General features: G+C 44.6%; 15 protein-coding genes. 10 read left to right on the top strand and 5 right to left on the bottom strand.

Going from position 1 to position 19,551, the window contains the following annotated elements; translation table 11 throughout:
• Positions 1 to 257: 257 nt before the first annotated feature.
• Together BCT11_RS21895 and BCT11_RS21890 are read left to right on the top strand one after the other, a co-directional pair.
• Positions 258 to 1,475, top strand: coding sequence for an ROK family protein (locus tag BCT11_RS21895; protein WP_038869476.1), 1,218 nt, complete (start codon positions 258 to 260; stop codon positions 1,473 to 1,475).
• A gap of 232 nt (positions 1,476 to 1,707) precedes the next feature.
• Complete coding sequence (locus BCT11_RS21890) at positions 1,708 to 2,649, top strand: chemotaxis protein CheV (RefSeq protein ID WP_038869478.1); 942 nt, start codon at positions 1,708 to 1,710, stop codon at positions 2,647 to 2,649.
• A gap of 356 nt (positions 2,650 to 3,005) precedes the next feature.
• Here the strand turns inward: BCT11_RS21890 and BCT11_RS21885 are convergent, their stop codons facing one another.
• The 4 genes from BCT11_RS21885 to BCT11_RS21870 form a co-directional block, all read right to left on the bottom strand.
• Positions 3,006 to 6,080 carry an error-prone DNA polymerase gene (locus BCT11_RS21885; protein ID WP_102389294.1) on the bottom strand — a complete coding sequence of 1,025 codons (3,075 nt, stop codon included), beginning with the start codon at positions 6,078 to 6,080 and terminating at the stop codon, positions 3,006 to 3,008.
• Between the two features lie 27 nt (positions 6,081 to 6,107).
• On the bottom strand, positions 6,108 to 7,511 hold the full coding sequence (locus tag BCT11_RS21880) for a DNA polymerase Y family protein (RefSeq protein WP_061036381.1): 1,404 nt from the start codon (positions 7,509 to 7,511) through the stop codon (positions 6,108 to 6,110).
• Positions 7,512 to 7,515: 4 nt separating this feature from the next.
• Positions 7,516 to 8,208, bottom strand: coding sequence for a translesion DNA synthesis-associated protein ImuA (gene imuA / locus BCT11_RS21875; RefSeq protein ID WP_039977036.1), 693 nt, complete (start codon positions 8,206 to 8,208; stop codon positions 7,516 to 7,518).
• A gap of 130 nt (positions 8,209 to 8,338) precedes the next feature.
• Entirely contained in the window at positions 8,339 to 9,085 is a 747-nt protein-coding gene (locus BCT11_RS21870; RefSeq protein ID WP_039977035.1) for a YciK family oxidoreductase, read from the bottom strand.
• 274 nt (positions 9,086 to 9,359) lie between these two features.
• Between BCT11_RS21870 and sohB the strand changes: the two genes are divergently transcribed.
• The gene (gene sohB / locus BCT11_RS21865; RefSeq protein WP_102389293.1) at positions 9,360 to 10,421 is read left to right on the top strand and encodes a protease SohB; all 1,062 of its coding nucleotides are present in this window, start codon (positions 9,360 to 9,362) and stop codon (positions 10,419 to 10,421) included.
• 80 nt (positions 10,422 to 10,501) lie between these two features.
• Here the strand turns inward: sohB and BCT11_RS21860 are convergent, their stop codons facing one another.
• The gene (locus BCT11_RS21860) at positions 10,502 to 11,545 is read right to left on the bottom strand and encodes a polysaccharide lyase family 7 protein (protein ID WP_102389292.1); all 1,044 of its coding nucleotides are present in this window, start codon (positions 11,543 to 11,545) and stop codon (positions 10,502 to 10,504) included.
• A gap of 293 nt (positions 11,546 to 11,838) precedes the next feature.
• Between BCT11_RS21860 and cmk the strand changes: the two genes are divergently transcribed.
• The 7 genes from cmk (at position 11,839) to BCT11_RS21825 (ending at position 19,488) form a co-directional block, all read left to right on the top strand.
• Positions 11,839 to 12,519: a (d)CMP kinase gene (gene cmk, locus BCT11_RS21855; protein WP_038881643.1), complete on the top strand. Its 681-nt coding sequence runs from the start codon at positions 11,839 to 11,841 to the stop codon at positions 12,517 to 12,519.
• A 110-nt stretch (positions 12,520 to 12,629) separates the two neighbouring features.
• Positions 12,630 to 14,300, top strand: a complete 1,671-nt coding sequence (gene rpsA / locus BCT11_RS21850; RefSeq protein WP_005533588.1) for a 30S ribosomal protein S1 — start codon at positions 12,630 to 12,632, stop codon at positions 14,298 to 14,300.
• 213 nt (positions 14,301 to 14,513) lie between these two features.
• Positions 14,514 to 14,798, top strand: coding sequence for an integration host factor subunit beta (gene ihfB, locus BCT11_RS21845; RefSeq protein ID WP_038869491.1), 285 nt, complete (start codon positions 14,514 to 14,516; stop codon positions 14,796 to 14,798).
• A gap of 140 nt (positions 14,799 to 14,938) precedes the next feature.
• Positions 14,939 to 15,232, top strand: a complete 294-nt coding sequence (locus BCT11_RS21840; protein ID WP_038869494.1) for a lipopolysaccharide assembly protein LapA domain-containing protein — start codon at positions 14,939 to 14,941, stop codon at positions 15,230 to 15,232.
• An 18-nt stretch (positions 15,233 to 15,250) separates the two neighbouring features.
• Positions 15,251 to 16,426: a lipopolysaccharide assembly protein LapB gene (gene lapB / locus BCT11_RS21835; protein WP_005431114.1), complete on the top strand. Its 1,176-nt coding sequence runs from the start codon at positions 15,251 to 15,253 to the stop codon at positions 16,424 to 16,426.
• Positions 16,427 to 16,509: 83 nt separating this feature from the next.
• Positions 16,510 to 17,211 (top strand): orotidine-5'-phosphate decarboxylase, encoded by a 702-nt coding sequence (gene pyrF, locus BCT11_RS21830; RefSeq protein WP_045405744.1) that lies wholly within the window; start codon positions 16,510 to 16,512, stop codon positions 17,209 to 17,211.
• A 429-nt stretch (positions 17,212 to 17,640) separates the two neighbouring features.
• Positions 17,641 to 19,488: an extracellular solute-binding protein gene (locus tag BCT11_RS21825; RefSeq protein ID WP_102389291.1), complete on the top strand. Its 1,848-nt coding sequence runs from the start codon at positions 17,641 to 17,643 to the stop codon at positions 19,486 to 19,488.
• Positions 19,489 to 19,551 lie beyond the last annotated feature (63 nt).

The following is a 19,551-nucleotide window of genomic DNA, read 5'->3' as shown; positions in this document are numbered from 1 at the left end:
TGCACACTATGTACATATTGTTCGTATTTAGGTCAAAGTGCTGAAAAAACGCTGAGTCTCAGGCTTTGCCTCCTAATTTGATGAATAAAATAAGTCAATTTTTAAACAATTTAACAGGAGTAGATTTCTCGTTATTTGATTGAATACACAAACAAACATGTTTATACGTGATGCTTGTCACGGGGATTTATCAATTCACTTCACAATTACTTCGCAAAGTAAAAAAATTATCCCGTTATAGAATTTCGGAGTGCAAGATGTACATGGCTCAACCGGGCCATATTGATCATATCAAACAGGTCAATGCTGGTCGTGTATACAAACTAATTGACCTGAAGGGTCCAATTTCTCGAATCGATTTATCCAAGAAAAGTGAGCTTGCACCTGCGAGTATCACTAAGATCACTCGAGAGTTGATTGAAGCACATCTGATTCATGAAACTACCGTGCAAGAGGCGACCAGTCGTGGCCGTCCAGCGGTAGGTTTGCAAGTCAATAATGAAGGCTGGCAATTCTTATCGATGCGTTTAGGGCGAGGGTATTTGACCATTGCTTTGCATGAACTTGGTGGGGATGTGCTTATCGATACCAAAATCGATATCCACGAGCGCGATCAAGATGATGTTTTGGAACGCTTACTCTACGAAATTGATGAATTCTTTCAAACCTACGCCGATCAACTTGATCGTGTGACTAGTATTGCTATCACGTTGCCTGGTCTGGTGAACTCAGAGCAGGGTATTGTGCTGCAAATGCCGCATTACAATGTTGAGAACCTTGCTCTAGGGCCTGAGATCTACAAAGCAACAGGTTTACCAGTGTTTATTGCCAACGATACACGTGCGTGGGCATTGGCTGAGAAGCTGTTTGGTCACTCACAAGAGAACGATAACTCGGTTCTGATTTCGATTCACCACGGCTTGGGGGCCGGTATCATCTTAGATGGGCGTGTCCTACAAGGCCGTCATGGAAACATTGGAGAACTTGGCCATATTCAAATTGACCCGAATGGTAAACGTTGTCACTGTGGTAACATTGGCTGCTTAGAGACCGTTGCGAGTTCACAAGCTATTCGTGAAGAAGTGGTGACTCGTATTGCTGATGGCGAACCCTCAATTCTTGCTGATCAGGAAGAAATGAGCATCGAAAGTATTTGTGAGGCGGCGGCAAATGGTGATCCTTTGGCTGTCGATGTTATCGAGAAGCTTGGTCGTTACTTGGGGTCTGCAATTGCTATTGTGATCAACTTGTTTAACCCAGAGAAGATTTTGATTGGTGGGGTAATCAACCAAGCGAAAGAGGTGCTTTATCCTGCCGTTCGCCGCTGCATTGAAGAGCAGAGTTTACCGGTCTACCACCAAGATCTTGAGCTGGTGGAATCTCGTTTCTACAAACAAGCGACCATGCCGGGTGCCGCGCTTATCAAACAAGCTTTGTATGATGGTCAGTTACTGATGAAGGTAATTGAAGGCTAATTTCCCGTATTGTTGTGGCGTAGTTTTAAAGGGTGAGCTTTAAGAGTTCACCCTTTTTTGATCGCCAATTTGATGCAAAGCGCCAATCTGAGCTTTGCTTCATTGCTATATCAATAGCATTAATGTAATTTCCCTAAGTAATGTAAAACACTCATACAAAAGTTTTACTTTGTTGTTTCAGCACGGTTTTCTTTAAAGAGTGAAGGATAGTTATTCAGAGTTAGGTAGTGGTATGTCCGGAGTGTTAAATACAGTGGATCAGCGTACGAATCTAGTGGGTGAGAACCGACTGGAGCTTTTGCTGTTCACATTAAATAGTCGCCAGTTATTTGCGATCAACGTTTTCAAAGTGAAAGAGGTGATCAAACTGCCGCCACTGACCAAGCTACCTGGTTCGCACTACAATATTCGTGGTGTCGCTTCTCTCCGTGGTGAAGCAGTACCTGTGATTGATTTGCGTGGTTCAATTGGCTTTCCCCCTTTGCGTGGTGAAGCGGAAGAAGAAAACCTGATCATCACGGAATATAACCGCTCAGTTCAAGGCTTCCTTGTTGGGCCTGTACGAAACATCATCAATACAGCTTGGACCGAAATTCAGCCTCCACCTTCCACATCTGGTCGCTCTAACTACCTCACGGCAATTACCCAAGTGAAAGAAGGGGATAGCTCTCAAATCGTCGAAATCATCGATGTAGAAAAGGTGTTAGCGGAAATCATCCATTACGATGTCACGATTTCTGAAGGCGTGTTAGACCACGAACTTGCTCAAGCTATGATTGGTCGTAATGTGCTGATTGTGGATGACTCCTCAACAGCTCGTAACCAAGTACGTGATACCTTGTCTCAATTAGGTTTGAATATTATTGAGTGCCGAGATGGCCTTGAAGCATTGACGGTATTAAAACGTTGGTGTGACGAAGGTAAAGATGTCGCGAACGAGTTACTGATGATGATTACTGATGCTGAAATGCCAGAAATGGATGGCTATCGACTGACGCATGAAGTCCGTAGTGATCCGAGAATGTCCAAACTGTTCATCACGCTAAATACTTCTTTAAGTGGGAGTTTTAATGAAGCCATGGTGCAAAAGGTGGGCTGTGACCGCTTTATATCTAAGTTCCAACCAGATCTTCTTGTTGAAGTTGCACAAGAACGTTTGCGTCAGGTGGTTTAGGTTATCCAAGGTATAATTATCTTGTTACAAACTCATTCATAAGTTTTTATGATGTCTGCTTCATAAGTTGCTATACTTTACTTACATATTTTTTAAAGTGAAATATGTCAGGTATATCACGTTACTTTTCACCTACGAGTCAACTCGACTCATCAGTATAGGGTACTTCCTTTTAATGATATGGCTAACATCTAAAGTTATTATGACTTTATCTTTGTTACTGTATAGGGAATACAAGAAAAAACGTACGGAAGCGGAAGCTGATGACTAATTTCAGCGGAATTGAAAAGGGAGGGGCGACCTCCCTTTATTTTATTCAGTTTACCCGGTGTCAATCTGTCTCTATTCTCATTTCTTTAATGAAAATCCCGCGATTTATTTTGCAGTCCCGCAAGGTGTTGAGTGCAATCAATGAGCCTACCTGCAATGATGTGCGTGACTTCTCCCTCTCTTTCTAAAATTCCTTTTACCATTAACACCTTTGAGGTGAGATAAGCTTGTTTCTGCGCGCGCGCTGTTGCTCGCCACACAACCACATTAATGTTACCAGTGTCGTCTTCTAACGTGAAAAAGGTGACGCCAGCTGCAGTGCCTGGGGATTGCCTGCCTGTGACGACACCGACAACCGTTACCAAGGACTTGTGCTCTTTTTCTACGAGCTGCTTCATACGAGTAAAGCGTGGTAGTTTGCCAGCTTCCTCCAGTAGGGTAATTGGGTGACGGCTAAGTGATAACCCTGTACTGGCATAATCTTCAATGAGATTTTCGTACTCAGAAGGCTGAGGTTGATAGCTCACCTCAGGCTCTTCAATTTGATTAAATAAGGGCAAGTCTGATAACGAATCCATAGCTGACCAACGTGCGTTATATCGGTTACCTGAGAGTATTTGAAAAGCATTCGCAGAAGCTAATAACTCAATATCACGACGACTTCTCAGAATTTGTTTTACCTCTTGGATAGAACGATAACCATGAGTTGGGCGGTGTTCAACCAAGCGGATAGCGTTTTCTTCATTAAGGCTTTTGACTAACCGCAAGCCTAGTTGGATACCAAGGCGTCCATTGGGGCGTTTTACCAAGTGGTGCTGGTAGTGTGAGTGGTTTACGCAAGTAGGCAGTACTTCCACTCCGTGTCGACGTGCATCCTGAACCAGCTGTGAAGGGCTATAAAAGCCCATGGGTTGGCTATTCAGTAGCGAAGTATAGAACTCAGCGGGATAGTAGAACTTTAGCCATGCAGAGCAATAAGCCAGTACCGCGAAAGAGGCGGAATGGCTCTCAGGAAAACCATACTCACCAAAGCCACAAATCTGATCAAAGATACGTTCGGCAAACTCAAGATCGTAGCCGCGTTCAAGCATCCCATCGATAAGCTTTGGTTTGAATTTAGCGAGATCGCCGTTCTTCTTCCATGCTGCCATTGCTCTACGCAATTGATCCGCTTCACCGCCGCTAAAACCAGCCGCGACCATTGCCAACTTGATCACTTGTTCTTGGAAAATCGGTACGCCCATGGTGCGCTCTAGTACGTTTTTCACTTCTTCCGATGGGTAGCTGATCGGTTCTTCACCATTTCGTCTTTTTAAAAACGGGTGCACCATATCTCCTTGGATTGGGCCCGGACGAACAATGGCAATCTGCACGACTAAGTCGTAGTAACGTGCAGGTTTTAAGCGTGGCAGCATGCTCATCTGCGCGCGAGACTCAATCTGGAATACGCCAACAGTATCGGCTTTTTGGATCATGCGGTATACGTGCGGATCGTCTTGCAGGCGCGTGATCTCGGCAATCGACAGGGATCGCTGGTGGTGCTTCTCGACTAATTGAAAGCATTTACGGATCGCGTTCAACATGCCAAGTGCAAGTACATCGACTTTCAATAGCTTTAAGCTTTCTAAATCATCTTTATCCCATTGAATAATGGTGCGATCTTCCATCGAGGCATTCTCGACAGGCACCAGTTCATATAAAGGGCCAGATGAAATCACAAAGCCGCCGACATGCTGAGATAAATGGCGCGGGAATCCGATGATCTCATTCACCAACTGGATAAACTGCTGGCCTTTTAATGACTCTGGTTGTAACCCCAATTCGATGATTTGCGCTTGCCAACCTTGGCTACGATCACGGCGATTGACGTTTTTAATGAAAAAGTCGAGTTGAGTTTCTTCAATCCCCAACGCTTTTCCTACTTCACGCACTGCACTTTTAAAGCGATAACTGATCACGGTGGCTGCCAAAGCAGCACGTTCGCGCCCGTACTTTTTGTAGATGTATTGAATCACTTCTTCACGACGCTCGTGCTCGAAATCCACATCGATATCTGGCGGCTCGTCTCGCTCTTTACTAATAAAACGCTCGAATAAGACAGAGATTTGCCTCGGGTCAACCGCGGTGATTTCTAAGCAGTAGCACACCACGGAGTTAGCCGCGGATCCACGTCCTTGATAGAGGATGCTTTGCTGCTTAGCGAACATCACAATGTCGTGAATGGTTAGAAAATAATAATGGTACTCTAGCTCTTTAATGAGTGTGAGTTCACGCTCAATCGTTTGATTGATGTCTGTTGGAACTCCTTCGGGAAAGCGTCGTTGCTTACCTCGATCAACTAAAAAACGTAAGTAAGAGTCTGGTGTGTAACCATCTGGAATGAGTTCGGTTGGGTACTCGTATTTCAGTTCAGACAGCTCGAATTCGCACAAATCTGCGATGGTTTTGCTTTCTGCAAGCCACTCTGGTTTATAGATGCGGAGTAGCTTATTCATTGGGCGCAACGCTCTTTCTGCATTGGATAGGCGATCAAAACCAAGTTTATCGACATTGCATCCATGCTTAACGGCAGTGAGTACGTGCTGTAGAGGTAGGCGTTCGACAGCATGCATCAAAACACCACCACAAGCGGTAATAGGAAGCTGAAATTCATTAGCCAATAACTCACAATGAGTTGTGTATGCTTCATCACTTCCACTGAGGTGACGTTGAATCGCGACCCATAATCGTTCGGAATGGTGTTGATTAAGCCAACGTCCCCAGTAGTGATCACTTTCCTGATGTGCAGGTAACCACAGCACGAAACAGTGACGAATCGACATTAAATCCCATTCGGAAAGTTGGTAGCTGCCTTTCTCGCTGCGTCTTCTTGAATTGGTGATGATACGGCACAGCTCAGCGTAGGCTTTTCGACAAGGGCAAAGCAGCACGACTTGGCATTCCTCGTTCAACCAAAACATGCTGCCAACGATTTGTTTAATATCGAGCTTGTGCTGTTTAATAGTCGCGTACGCTTTGACGACACCGGCAACAGAGCATTCATCAGTAATCGCAATAGCTTGATAACGATAAAAAGCGGCTTGCAGTACTAACTCTTCCGCATGAGAAGCCCCAGTGAGAAAGGAAAAATTGGACTGACAAAATAGTTCTGCGTAACTCATAACAACCTAACAAAAATAACTGCCGATTTAACAAAAATAGCCATGAAGAAACCAATGCTTGTGTTGATCGCGAAAGACCCATAACCAGCGCCCTTGCTTGGTATGTGCTACGTAGTAATCACGCATGATTTCATCGCCATCCCACCATCCAGAGACAATTCGCTCTGGTCCATGAATGAGAGATACTTGCTCTTGTAGCGCGATAGGTTCGGGTAATTGCATCGCTGGGCGTAACAACGCAGGGATGGTGTTAATCGACACATCCGGCTCATCGGCTGGGCGATACTGACTGGCTTTCTCAGGTCTTGGGTCGCAGGCGATATTCGGTTTGAGTACTGCGCTTTTACCCAATTTAGCTTGCAGTAGAGAGAGCAACTCTAATGCATTCATTTGGCCCTTTTGCCCAGCAAAGAGATCACGAGTTGCGCTTAAAGGCTCTCCTTGACGGACGATTTTTAACGTTAAGCCCATCACTGGGCCGTTTAAGGTCAATGATTCTAGATTCAAACTGGCGAGTTGTTGCCAACGCTGATATAAGTAATCGCCCTGCGCTGAAGTCAATTGAAGATGTTGTTCTTGCTTATCTCGCTGGTGGAGCGTCAAGCACAGCTCAAACGCGACTTTATCGCGCAGCTTGAGGAAGGTTTCGAGCTGCTGAAGGAGCTTGGCTAACGGTCTTTCCACCCATTGCACGTTTTCAATTTCAAACAGCAATTCTAGATAGACTTGGAATGATTCTGTTGGATGATAAAAATCAACAGGATGTTTGAACTGGCCTGTTAACCGCCCAACGTAGTTGACTAAATCGATATCAAATCGGCGAGCAATATCTTGTAACGGCAACTCAAGCAAACCTTCGAGGGTTGTAACTCCAACGCGCTGTAGCTTATCGACAGTTGAGGTCGACAAATCGGTCAATGTCAGTGGCAAAGGTTGTAACGCTTGTAGCATGAAGGCTTTATCTTCACTCAAACAATTACTGCCAGATAAGGCCATCAATTTGGCTGAAAAGGGTGAAAAGCCGCAGCCGAACTGAAAGCTCAGCTTGAGCGTTGCTAGGTGAGTCGTGACTTTTTGCCAGTAATTTTGCAGCCCTTCATATAAGTTAAGCATCGGGGTTGCGCGTAGTAGAACCCCTTGGCTTGGCATCAATACGACATCAGACGTAATCAAATACAGCCATTGAGCAATTTCTTGTAACTTGCTCAATTCGGTTTGCGGATGATAAGGATGCACTTGCAAATCCCGGCACAAAGAAGCCGCGCTACCCAAGCCCATATTTGGCTTAATGCCTTGTTGCTCGGCAATCTTGTTGTATTGAATGATCCGACAACGTTGGCTTTCTACAATCACCACGGGCTGCTCTTGGTTATCACCAAAGAGTGCATCTAACTGTAGGCGAGGGAAGTGCAAGTATATCCACAAAGCCATATCACTAACCTTGATTCGCCAATGGGAAATTGACCACCGTGGATGGAATACGAGTTGTGCTTGGAATCACCAGTTGCGGGTAGTGGTGCTGGAAGTTGATATCGACGCTGCCTTTGCTCCAACCGCCTTTTCTTTTGAGCACTTCTACACTCACACCTTGCTCGTGACCGTGAAGTTTTAAGCTGAGTGACACAGGCAAAGACAAGCGATTTGCCATGTTAGGTTTGAGCATAAACAGAGGGCAAGCGCCTTGCTCACTTGCCACTTGCAGGCGTTTTACTTGGTGGATCTCTAGTTCATCTTGCCATAGCAAAACGTTAGTACATACGCCGCTTTTGAGGCATTGCTCTGCTGCCCATAAGGCATCGCGTTGATGTTCCGGTGTGACAACCCATACTTGGTTGATGTCCAACCCAATGCTGTGTAGGAACAATGAATTCATCAATGCGGGAGGCTGAATGAATGCCGTTACTCCTCTTGCCAGAGATGCTTTTAAATAAGGCGCTAAAAGACGCAATTCACCAATACTGCCAACGGACTCCATTTCCACGACGCCATGGGGAGGAAAACCGCCCCCAAGCAAGGTATCTAACTCAGGAAAACCTGAGCTATGGAGAGTCTGGTGTGTATCAGCTTTGGTTAAATTTGCTTGCCAAACAAGATGTTGGCTTTTTAAATTCTGAATAATGTCTTGCATAATAAAATACCTGTATATATGTACAGTATATTTCTGTGATGGAAAGTCGCAAGATTTTTATAGGCAGAAATACGAAAAAAGGCAGCGTTTGCTGCCTTTTCAATCGATTATGCGAGGTCGTGAGAATTTATCACTTACGCTTTGGTTGTGCGTCAATACACTGACCGTTGATATCAGTGACGGCTGGATCCATTAAATGCAGGTACAACGGCATAATATCTAAAGGTGTTTTTAATGTATTTGAATCTTCACCAGGGTAGGCTTTTTCACGCATACGAGTACGAGTTGCACCGGGGTTAATGGCATTAACTCGCATTGGTGTGTCACTCAGTTCGTCGGCGAGAACCTGCATCATGCCTTCGACGGCAAATTTGGAGATGGCGTACGAACCCCAGAAAGCACGGCCTGAATGGCCAACCGTTGAAGAGGTAAAGACAATACGACCAGCATCTGATTTGCGCATGATAGGCAGCAGTGCCTGAGTCATCAAGACTTCTGCTTTCACGTTAATCTGCATGATGTCGTCAAAGTCTTCTTCATTGATTTGCTCAAACGGGCACAGCGTGCTTAAAACGCCAGCGTTGTGCAGCAGGCCATCCAAACGACCAAATTGACCTTCGATGGTTTCTGCCATATCGATGTAGTGCTGCTTAGTTGCGCCTTTTAGATCAAGTGGAATGATCGCGGGTTGAGGGTAACCTGCAGATTCGATTTCATCGTAGATGGATTCAAGGTTTTGAACGTTTCGACCAAGTAGAATCACAGTCGCACCGTGCTGAGCGTAAGAAAGTGCCGCTTGGCGACCAATACCATTGCCTGCACCAGTGACAAGAATGACTTTACCTTTTAGGGCATCTGCTGAAACGGAGTAGTTCACGGTAGTTAATCCTTATTATTGTATCTAATTCCGACGAACAGACGTCATCTTGGTGTAGAAATGCGCCTGTTTCTCAATGGAAAATCTTGGTAATCGTGACAAGTTGGTTACAATACACCAATTCATGTGTTATACCAATTCCAGAACGGTTGTCCGGTATGTTATTTGAACACCATCAATCAGAACAAGAGGTTACTGATTTTCTTGCCTTCTCTCTGATTTTTCTACGTAACATATTGATGACTATTACTGGTATGAGATAGAGGAACTCTCATTGGAATTTTTATTAGATTATGGTCTGTTTTTAGCCAAGATTATCACCGTTGTTGCGGCCGTGGTTGTGCTGCTGATTATTGCAAAATCGGCGGGTGGTAAATCGGGTGCTGCGAAAGGCGAATTGGAAGTCACCAATCTTTCTGAGCGTCATAAAGATGCAATCGAACAGTTAGAACATCACTTGCACGATGGCGCTTTCATCAAAGCTCGTGATAAAGCGGCTAAGAAGGAAGAGAAAGAAAAGAACAAATCTCGCGAGAAAGAAATCAAACAAGCGAGCAAAGAAGGTTCTCTTGATAGCAAGCGCGAACCGCATCTGTTCGTGTTGGACTTCAACGGAAGTATTGATGCAAAAGAAGTGGGCTCTCTACGTGAAGAGATCACTGCAGTATTAGCAGTAGCTCGTGAAGGCGATGAAGTGCTGCTTCGTCTAGAGTCTGGTGGTGGTATGGTCCATGGCTATGGCTTAGCATCTTCTCAACTTGATCGAATCAAAGCTGCAGGTCTGCCTCTGACGATTTCTGTCGACAAAGTGGCAGCAAGTGGTGGCTACATGATGGCATGTGTGGCAGACAAGATTGTGTCTGCGCCGTTTGCGATTGTAGGTTCTATCGGCGTTATCGCGCAGATCCCTAACTTCAACAAACTGTTGAAAAAACACGATATCGAATATGAGCAGCTAACAGCTGGTGAGTACAAGCGTACACTAACGATGTTTGGTGAGAACACCGACAAAGCGCGTGATAAGTTCAAACAAGAACTTGAAGAAACACACGTACTGTTCAAAGACTTCATCAATGAACGTCGCCCAGCACTAGAACTTGAAAAAGTCGCAACAGGTGAGCACTGGTTTGGTACGCAAGCGAAAGAGCTAGGACTGGTAGATGAAATCAGCACTTCCGACGATCTGGTTGTTGCGGCATGCAAAGAGAAAACCGTACTAGCAGTGCATTACGTGCAAAAGAAAAAACTGGCAGACAAGCTTGCCGGTGTTGCAGGCAAAGTAGCAGACAGTGTTGTGCTTAAACTTGCAGAGCGTGGTCAAAAGCCAATTGTGTAATGTTTAAGAAATAACAAAAAAACCAACTGTTTAGTTGGTTTTTTTGTTTCCGCTGAGGGTTGTTAGTTCAGCTCTAACCGTTATTGGTTCAGTTCTAACTGATAGAAGCTTGCTTGAGCATAATCACCCGCTTCCATACCGCGCCATTCACAGTCTGAACTACTCTTCTTCGTGTTACATTGGTTGTAAGCACCGGCTTTGTAATACATCCAATCGTTACCATAGCCTTGGTCTACTTCATGACCTTGGTATTTGCCTTCTGCTAGATTCACATCAAATGTCTTAGTGACTTCATTTTTCTCACCAGGGTTCTTAGTGAAAGTCAGGTGCATGATCTCACCTTCCACATTCACGCTGTATGAGAAGATTTCTCCCAGTTTGATGCCGTCTTGTGGGTCTGCGTCGCCTTTACGTAAGTTGTATTGTCCGAACACGTTGTGGCGGATGTCTTGGCGAAGTTTCTTACCATTTTCATCTTTCGCGTCTTGAAGTTCTTTGGTTGGGTTTAACTCGTAGTTCCACGAAAGAGAGCCGTATTCATGCTCAGGCAGTTTTCGGTAAGAAATCTTTAAAGGCTCATTGTCAGAGCCATGAATTTGGCCAATCACGACAGCGAATGCGCCATTCTTTTTGTAGTTGCCACTTGTACTTACTTGGTCAACAGATAGGGTCGCGTTTAGCTCGCCACCAATCGCACCATACTCAGCAGCATTTGGGTGAGAAGCGGCGACAAAGTTGTTTTTTGGCTCACCGTAGTGCGTAGCAAGCATGGCACGAAGTTCACTACGGGTGTTCTTACTATTAGGAGTGGTCGGTGCTTCATTTGGTGCAACAAAAACCACGGCGCCTGTTTCTTTGTTGGTATAGAACCACTCAGGGTGAACATAAGGGTTTTCTGTATTGCCCAGCTCATCTTTGGCTATTTCTAATGCTTTACCTTTGCGTTCACCTTCTTTAGTTAGTTCAGGCAAGGTAATTTTCCAATTCGTCATATCAAAGTTTTGAGCTGGAGCCTTTGTCGGATCTAGCTCATATTTGTTCGCTAATTCATTAGACGAAGTTGCAGCCATAGCAGACGCAGAGGCAATGCTGGCAGCAAGAAAAGTAAGCGCTAATTTCTTCATATTGTGTTCTCAATTTTTATAGGGTCGTCGATAAGATGATTTAATATACAATAATATTGTATTACTAATATGTGATCGGGTCGGAAAAATGAAACTTAGAGAAAATCCGCCATTTGGTATTGCGTTTTAAAGAGAAAAAATCAGAAGAGAGAAAACGGCAAATTCTGAACCGGGGAGAGGGCAAAGAAATGGTATCCTGAGGCTATTAGGTATATACTCCCGCACCGTAAAATTAAGAATGAAATGAATTTGGGTGGAAGCACCGAAATTCGCACATCAACGTGGAGAAAAACATGTCCTCTCAAACTCCGGTTGTTACCGTAGATGGACCTAGTGGTGCAGGTAAAGGCACTTTATGTATGTTGCTGGCGAAGAAGTTGGGCTTTCATCTTCTTGATTCTGGCGCAATTTATCGTGTACTTGCACTCGCAGCGATTCACCACGGCGTAGACACTGAGTCAGAAGATGCGCTTGTTCCACTTGCTACTCATCTAGACGTTCAGTTTGTTGCTGAAGGTGACCTAGTAAAAGTGATTCTAGAAGGCGAAGACGTCTCTGGTGAGCTTCGTAAAGAAGAAACGGGGATGGCGGCGTCTAAAGTAGCAGCTCTGCCACGCGTTCGTGAAGCATTATTGCGCCGTCAGCGTGCATTTGAGACCGCTCCGGGTCTGGTTGCTGATGGCCGTGATATGGGTACGGTCGTATTCACGAATGCACAAGCGAAAATTTTCCTTGATGCGAGCGCAGAAGAGCGTGCAAATCGACGCCTTAAACAGTTGCAAGAGAAAGGGTTAGATGTTAGATTTGCTGACCTTTTGAGCGAGATCCAAGAGCGTGACGATCGCGATCGTAACCGCCCAGTGGCACCACTACGCCCTGCAGAGGATGCGCTTGTGCTAGATTCTACGTCGATGAGTATCGACGAAGTAGTAGAAAAGGCACTACAATATATCGAATCGAAGCTAGCTGAGTAATAACACTCGGCTAGACTAAGAGCGTTGGTCGCAAGGATGATGACTGGCGAATTTAATAACCCCATGCGGTAGGATACCCGTGGACGTTTAATTTATTGAAGATTAAATAAATGACTGAATCTTTTGCTCAACTCTTTGAAGAGTTTCTAAACGAAACAGAATTCCAACAAGGCAGCATCGTTAAAGGTACTGTAGTAGCTATCGAGAACGGTTTCGTTCTTGTTGACGCTGGTCTTAAGTCTGAATCTGCTATCCCTGCTGAACAGTTCAAGAACGCTGCTGGCGAACTTGAAGTTGAAGTTGGTGCTGAAGTAGACGTAGCTCTAGACGCTGTTGAAGATGGTTTCGGTGAAACTCAACTTTCTCGTGAGAAAGCTAAGCGTCACGAAGCTTGGATCGTTCTTGAGAAAGCTTACGAAGAAGCTGAAACTGTTGTTGGTATCATCAACGGTAAAGTTAAAGGCGGTTTCACTGTTGAACTAAACGGTATCCGTGCTTTCCTTCCTGGCTCTCTAGTAGACGTACGTCCAATCCGCGACACTGCTCACCTAGAAAACAAAGAGCTAGAGTTCAAAGTTATCAAACTTGACCAAAAACGTAACAACGTAGTTGTTTCACGTCGTGCAGTTATCGAATCTGAGAACAGCGTTGAGCGTGACGAGCTTCTAGAAACTCTACAAGAAGGTTCTGAAGTTAAAGGTATCGTTAAGAACCTTACTGACTACGGTGCGTTCGTTGACCTAGGTGGCGTTGACGGTCTTCTACATATCACAGATATGGCTTGGAAGCGCGTTAAGCACCCATCTGAAATCGTTAACGTTGGTGACGAGATCCAAGTTAAAGTTCTTAAGTTCGACCGTGAGCGTACTCGCGTATCACTAGGTCTTAAGCAACTAGGCGAAGATCCATGGGTAGCAATCGCTAAGCGTTACCCAGAAGGTCACAAACTAACTGGTCGCGTAACTAACCTAACTGACTACGGCTGCTTCGTTGAAATCGAAGAAGGCGTTGAAGGTCTAGTACACGTTTCAGAAATGGATTGGACTAACAAGAACATCCACCCATCTAAAGTTGTTAATGTTGGCGACGAAGTTGAGGTTATGGTTCTTGAGATCGACGAAGAACGTCGTCGTATTTCTCTAGGTCTGAAACAGTGTAAAGCTAACCCATGGCAGTCATTCGCTGAAGCACAAGCTAAAGGCGACAAAGTTACTGGTAAGATCAAGTCTATCACTGACTTCGGTATCTTCATCGGTCTAGAAGGCGGCATCGACGGTCTAGTTCACCTATCTGACATTTCTTGGAATGTTGCTGGCGAAGAAGCTGTACGTGAGTACAAGAAAGGCGACGAGATCTCTGCAGTTGTTCTAGCAGTAGACGCTGAGCGTGAGCGCATTTCTCTAGGCGTTAAGCAAATGGAAAACGACCCATTCAATGCTTACGTTGCTGACAACAAGAAAGGTGTTCTAGTTAACGCTACTGTAACTGCTGTTGACGCTAAAGGCGCTACAGTTGAAATCGCAGAAGGCGTTGAAGGTTACATCCGTGCTTCTGAAGTATCACGCGATCGCGTAGAAGATGCTTCTCTAATCCTAAGTGCTGGTGATGTTGTTGAAGCGAAGTTCACAGGTGTAGACCGTAAGAACCGCGTAATCAACCTATCTATCAAAGCTAAAGATGAAGCTGATGAGCAAGAAGCAATGGCATCTATCAACAAGCAAGACGAAGCTGCTTTTGGTAATGCAATGGCTGACGCTTTCAAAGCTGCTAAAGGCGAATAATTTACTCGCTTAAGCTAAAAAGGGGCCGCAAGGCTCCTTTTTTATGCTTGCTATAAACTAAGTAGTAATACTAATGTTGATAAACTATGCTAAAAAAAGACATTTTTTGATTGCACATTTTGTGTAAAAATTGTCTAGAATTGATAGCAAGTGTTTGTTGGAATTAGTATTACTTACTATAATGAGTGATAAAGATACTCAAAGAGGGCAACTATGACTAAGTCTGAACTGATTGAAAGACTCTGCGCTGAGCAAACACATTTATCAGCGAAAGAGGTAGAAGATGCTGTAAAAGATATTTTAGAGCACATGGCCTCTACACTAGAGACCGGTGACCGTATTGAGATCCGTGGCTTTGGTAGTTTTTCTCTTCATTACCGCGAGCCTCGCGTAGGTCGCAACCCTAAAACGGGCGACAAGGTGGAGTTAGAGGGTAAATACGTTCCTCACTTCAAACCAGGCAAAGAGCTTCGTGAACGCGTAAATATGGATAGCTAAGGCTCTCTTATTAGTTTGAAAAAGCGGCATACTCTCGTGTATGCCGCTTTTTTATAACTAGATTATTGGTAATATACATGGTCTGAAGAAACATTTTACTGCATAATCTTACCTACTTACTCCTCGAAGGGTGATGTAACATGAAAATTATAAAAATCATTGCTGTTTTAGCTCTCTTTTTAATTGCACTGGCTTTAGGTTCTCAAAACCAAGAGATCGTAACCTTTAATTATCTTCTGGCGAAAGGTGAGTTCCACTTATCAACCTTGCTGGGTGTAGTGTTTGTCGTTGGTTTTGGCATAGCATGGGTTATCTTTGCTAGCATTCAGTTCAAAACTCAACTGCAAGTGCGTCGTCTGAAAAAGAAACTTAAAAAGTATGAGCCCGCTGAAGCAGAACAACCTGCAAAACCAGCAGTAGAAAAACAGGCATAAGGATAAGGCTTAACTTTAATGCTTGAACTACTCTTCTTGTTATTGCCAATAGCCGCCGCCTATGGTTGGTACATGGGCCACCGTAGCGCTCAGCAAGACAAGCAGAAGCAATCTCATCAGATATCCCGTCAGTATGTGACGGGTCTTAACCTGCTCCTATCTGATCAATCAGATAAGGCGGTTGACCACTTCATTGAATTGCTCCAAGTTGATAACGAAACGATAGATACTCACCTAGCGTTGGGTAATCTTTTCCGTTCTCGTGGTGAAGTCGACCGAGCAATTCGAATCCACCAAAATCTCATTTCTCGTTCTGGCCTCACGCTAGATCAGAAGAACCTCGCACTTCAGCAGCTCGCAAAAGATTACATGGCCTCTGGTTTCTTAGACCGTGCAGAAAAAATCTTTGAACAGTTAGTTGAGGAGCCAGACCATCGTGAAAGTGCACTTCAGCAACTTGTCACCATCTACCAACAAACGCGTGAGTGGGAAAAAGCCATTCATTACGCAAATCAGTTGGCGAAGATGGGTAAGAAGCGCACTCGTATTCGTGCCAACATTGCACATTTCTGGTGCGAGTTAGCCATGCTTGACCAAGCTGATGGTAACACCAGTAAAGCGATTCAACATTTCAAGAAAGCACTGTCAGAAGACCCTAAATGTGTTCGTGCGAGTATTGCCCTTGGCCGGGTGTATTTAGAGTCAGAAGATTACAAACACACCATCAAGTATCTGACAGGCGTGCTTGAGCAAGATAAAGACTTTATTAGTGATGTCCTACCAACGATTGCTGAGTGTTATCACCATTTAGGTCAGGAAGATGAACTCGTAGAATTCTTACGTGCCTGTATCGATAAAAAGGCGGGTGTATCGTCCGAATTAATGTTGGCGCAACTTGTCGCGCATCATGAGAGCGTTGGTGCCGCGCAAGAGCTGTTGACGAAACAACTACTGAAAAACCCAACCATGAAAGGCTTTTACCGCCTTATTGATTACCATATTGCAGAAGCAGAAGACGGTCGTGCAAAGGACAGTCTATCGACACTGCAAGCCATGGTTGGTGAACAGTTAAAAGTGAAGCCACATTACCGATGCAGGAAGTGTGGCTTCTCAACCCATTCCCTTTACTGGCATTGTCCATCTTGTAAAGGATGGGGGACGATCAAGCCAATCCGCGGATTGGACGGTGAATAATTTTAATGCAGCTGGCAGAGTTTCTGTCCGCTGCATTTTTTTAAGCTTTATTTGATAAGAACCAAAAATAGTTAGGAGATGAAATGATCGACCAAAAAGTTATTGTCGCACTGGATTATGACAACCAAGCTGATGCGCTTGAATTCGTAGATAGAATTGATCCTGCGTCATGTCGCCTAAAAGTGGGCAAGGAAATGTTTACACTATTTGGTCCTGATTTCGTACGTGAACTGCATAAACGCGGGTTCTCTGTGTTCCTAGACCTGAAATTTCACGATATCCCGAATACGTGTTCAAAAGCCGTGCGAGCAGCCGCTGAGTTGGGTGTATGGATGGTAAACGTTCACGCAAGCGGTGGTGAGCGTATGATGGCTGCTTCGCGTGAAATCCTAGAGCCGTATGGTACAGATCGCCCGTTATTGATTGGTGTAACGGTACTGACCAGTATGGAACAAAGCGACTTAGCTGGGATTGGCTTAAACGTGGCTCCTCAGGAGCAGGTGGTCCGCCTTGCAACGCTAACTAAGAACTCTGGCCTAGACGGCGTAGTCTGTTCAGCTCAAGAGTCTTCAATGCTTAAGAGTGAGCTTGGTAAAGAGTTTAAGCTCATTACTCCTGGGATTCGCCCAGCAGGTTCTGAACAAGGCGACCAACGTCGTATTATGACACCAGTCGATGCGATTCAAGCAGGCTCAGACTACCTAGTGATTGGTCGTCCTATTACACAAGCTACCGATCCAGCAGCAGTGCTTAAATCCATCAACGAAAGTTTGGCGAATATGTAAACATTGTTGAAATGGAAGATGGAAAGGTGAAGTGAAAGTGCTTCACCTTTTTTGTTTTTTTTAACACAGAAAATCTGAGGTGTAAGCTTGAATTGAATATCGCCGGATAGTGTTAGATTAGGCGATAGGACTGCTACGATCACACTTTGGTAACATAACTCGCTGTGATGATGTGAAATTGCAAGCATGTGTTATGGATGGGTTGCGTTACAAATGTGTAACGAATACTATGAGGTTGATGCATTCACTGCGTTGTAAGGTCTAGGATGACCTCGTGAAACTCTCTGATATTAATACGTAAAGTGGACAGGAATTCACTTGGTATTAGCGCTTATTATTTCCTTTACTGTGCCTTGGCATAGCCTCTCCGAGATTCACTTGTTGTCGCTCCATCAGTCTTACCGCGTAAACACAACAAGGAAGAATACAATGATAAAAACCCTGCCATTTGCAGCACTGGCAACCTTGATGGCAACCAGCTTTCAAGTTAGCGCAGCTGAGCTACCAGCAGAGGTAGAATGGATTTCAAACAATAATGAGCCTCTGTTTGCTTCAGAAGAAGCGGTACGAGGTGGAACATACCGTACTTTTATTCGAAGCTTCCCTCAAACGTTACGCAGTGTCGGTCCTGATGCGAACTCTGGTCTTCGCCAATACTTAATGGATGGCACTCCTAAACTCGCTCAGCGCCATCCTGATACGGGTAAATGGATTCCCCAACTTGCTAAGGAATGGGCATTTGGCGATGACAACAAAAGCGTTTATTTCAAGTTAGATGAGACGGCAAGATGGTCCGATGGTGAGAAGATAACCGCCGATGATTACGTGTTTATGATGAAGTACTACACGTCAGAAGACATCATTGATCCGTGGTACAACGATTTTTTTAAAACAAGCATTGTAAGCGTAGAGAAAATCGATGACTACACCATCCAAGTAAACCTTGCTGTGGAACAGAGCCAAGATGCTTTGATGGTTCTGATCAACATGCCAAGTAATGGTTTTCAGCCTCGCCCAGAGCACTTTTTTGAAGGGGAAAAAGATGAAAACAAAGATGGTATGCCGGACAACTTTGTTCGTAAGTTCAACTTCAAATCAGAGCCTACCGCGGCACCTTATTACATTGATAAAGTAAAGAAAGGTAAGAGCGTGACGTTTAAACACGTTGGTGAAGACTGGTGGGGTTATAACAACCGTTACTACAAAAATCGTTACAATGTAGACAAGGTTCGTATTACCGTGATTCGTGATGAAGACATCGCAATGAAGCACTTCGAGAAGGGCAATTTAGACTACTTCGAGATGGTGTTACCTAACTTCTGGCATGATAAAACAGACAGTGAAGTGTACAAGAAAGGCTATGTACAAAAATACTGGGGCTTCAACCAGTCGCCTCAGGGGGCGGGTGGTCTGTGGATGAACACGGCAATGCCGATGCTAGACAACTTAGAAGTGCGTAAAGGTGTGATGGCAGCAACAGACTACGACGGTATGATCGCAAACATAATGCGTGGTGACTACTCTCGTAAGCCACATGGTCTTGGTTTTGGCCACGGTGAGTATGATGATCCAAGCAACACACCACCGAAGTTTGATGCTGCAGAGGCAGTAAAACATTTCGAGAAAGCCGGCTTTGATAAAATTGGTTCGGATGGTATCCGCGTCAATGATAAAGGTGAGCGTTTGAGTTTTGCGATTACCTACGGTTACAACTCACACACTCCACGTATTGCGTACTTAAAAGAGCAAGCGAAGTTGGCAGGTTTGGAGTTTACCTTAAACCTTGTTGATGGTTCTTCGGCGTTTAAATACATTCTGGAGAAGAAGCACCAACTAGCATTTTTGAATATGGGCTCTGGTGAGATCCCTGCGTACTGGGAATACTTCCACTCAGATAATGCGAATAAGCCTCAAACTAATGCACATACAAACTACAGCAGCCCAGAGCTAGATAAGCTAATTGAAGCGTATGATAATGAGTTTGAACAACAAAAACGCTACGACTTGTCTCGTCAGATCCAAAAATACATCGGTGATGCAAACGTCATTGTTCCTGGTTACATGGTCCCTTACACACGTGATGCCCATTGGCGTTGGGTTAAGATTCCTAAGAATGGGATGACAAAAAATACCGAATGGATTTTGCACCCAATGGATATTTCAAACTTCTGGATTGATAAGTCTGTGAAGAAAGAAACAGAGAAAGCGATGAAGGCGGGCAAATCGTTCCCTGAAGTGACGGTTATCGACGACCGTTACAAGCTGTCATCGAACTAGTTGTTAGATAGCAAACAACAAAGCCCCGAAACTCGATTGTGTCGGGGCTAATTATATGGTCCG

The sequence above is a fragment of the Vibrio sp. 10N.222.52.B12 genome (genome assembly GCF_002875385.1).
Lineage (GTDB): Bacteria > Pseudomonadota > Gammaproteobacteria > Enterobacterales > Vibrionaceae > Vibrio > Vibrio jasicida.
This window is presented reverse-complemented; position numbering and strand designations above follow the sequence as displayed.

Coding starts and splice junctions, on each gene's coding strand:
- BCT11_RS21860 (WP_102389292.1), bottom strand. CDS start 11,545: ATGAAGAAATTAGCGCTTACTTTTCTTGCTGCCAGCATTGCCTCTGCG.
- imuA (WP_039977036.1), bottom strand. CDS start 8,208: ATGCAAGACATTATTCAGAATTTAAAAAGCCAACATCTTGTTTGGCAA.
- BCT11_RS21880 (WP_061036381.1), bottom strand. CDS start 7,511: ATGGCTTTGTGGATATACTTGCACTTCCCTCGCCTACAGTTAGATGCA.
- BCT11_RS21885 (WP_102389294.1), bottom strand. CDS start 6,080: ATGAGTTACGCAGAACTATTTTGTCAGTCCAATTTTTCCTTTCTCACT.
- BCT11_RS21890 (WP_038869478.1), top strand. CDS start 1,708: ATGTCCGGAGTGTTAAATACAGTGGATCAGCGTACGAATCTAGTGGGT.
- BCT11_RS21895 (WP_038869476.1), top strand. CDS start 258: ATGTACATGGCTCAACCGGGCCATATTGATCATATCAAACAGGTCAAT.
- lapB (WP_005431114.1), top strand. CDS start 15,251: ATGCTTGAACTACTCTTCTTGTTATTGCCAATAGCCGCCGCCTATGGT.
- BCT11_RS21825 (WP_102389291.1), top strand. CDS start 17,641: ATGATAAAAACCCTGCCATTTGCAGCACTGGCAACCTTGATGGCAACC.
- cmk (WP_038881643.1), top strand. CDS start 11,839: ATGTCCTCTCAAACTCCGGTTGTTACCGTAGATGGACCTAGTGGTGCA.
- ihfB (WP_038869491.1), top strand. CDS start 14,514: ATGACTAAGTCTGAACTGATTGAAAGACTCTGCGCTGAGCAAACACAT.
- pyrF (WP_045405744.1), top strand. CDS start 16,510: ATGATCGACCAAAAAGTTATTGTCGCACTGGATTATGACAACCAAGCT.
- rpsA (WP_005533588.1), top strand. CDS start 12,630: ATGACTGAATCTTTTGCTCAACTCTTTGAAGAGTTTCTAAACGAAACA.
- BCT11_RS21840 (WP_038869494.1), top strand. CDS start 14,939: ATGAAAATTATAAAAATCATTGCTGTTTTAGCTCTCTTTTTAATTGCA.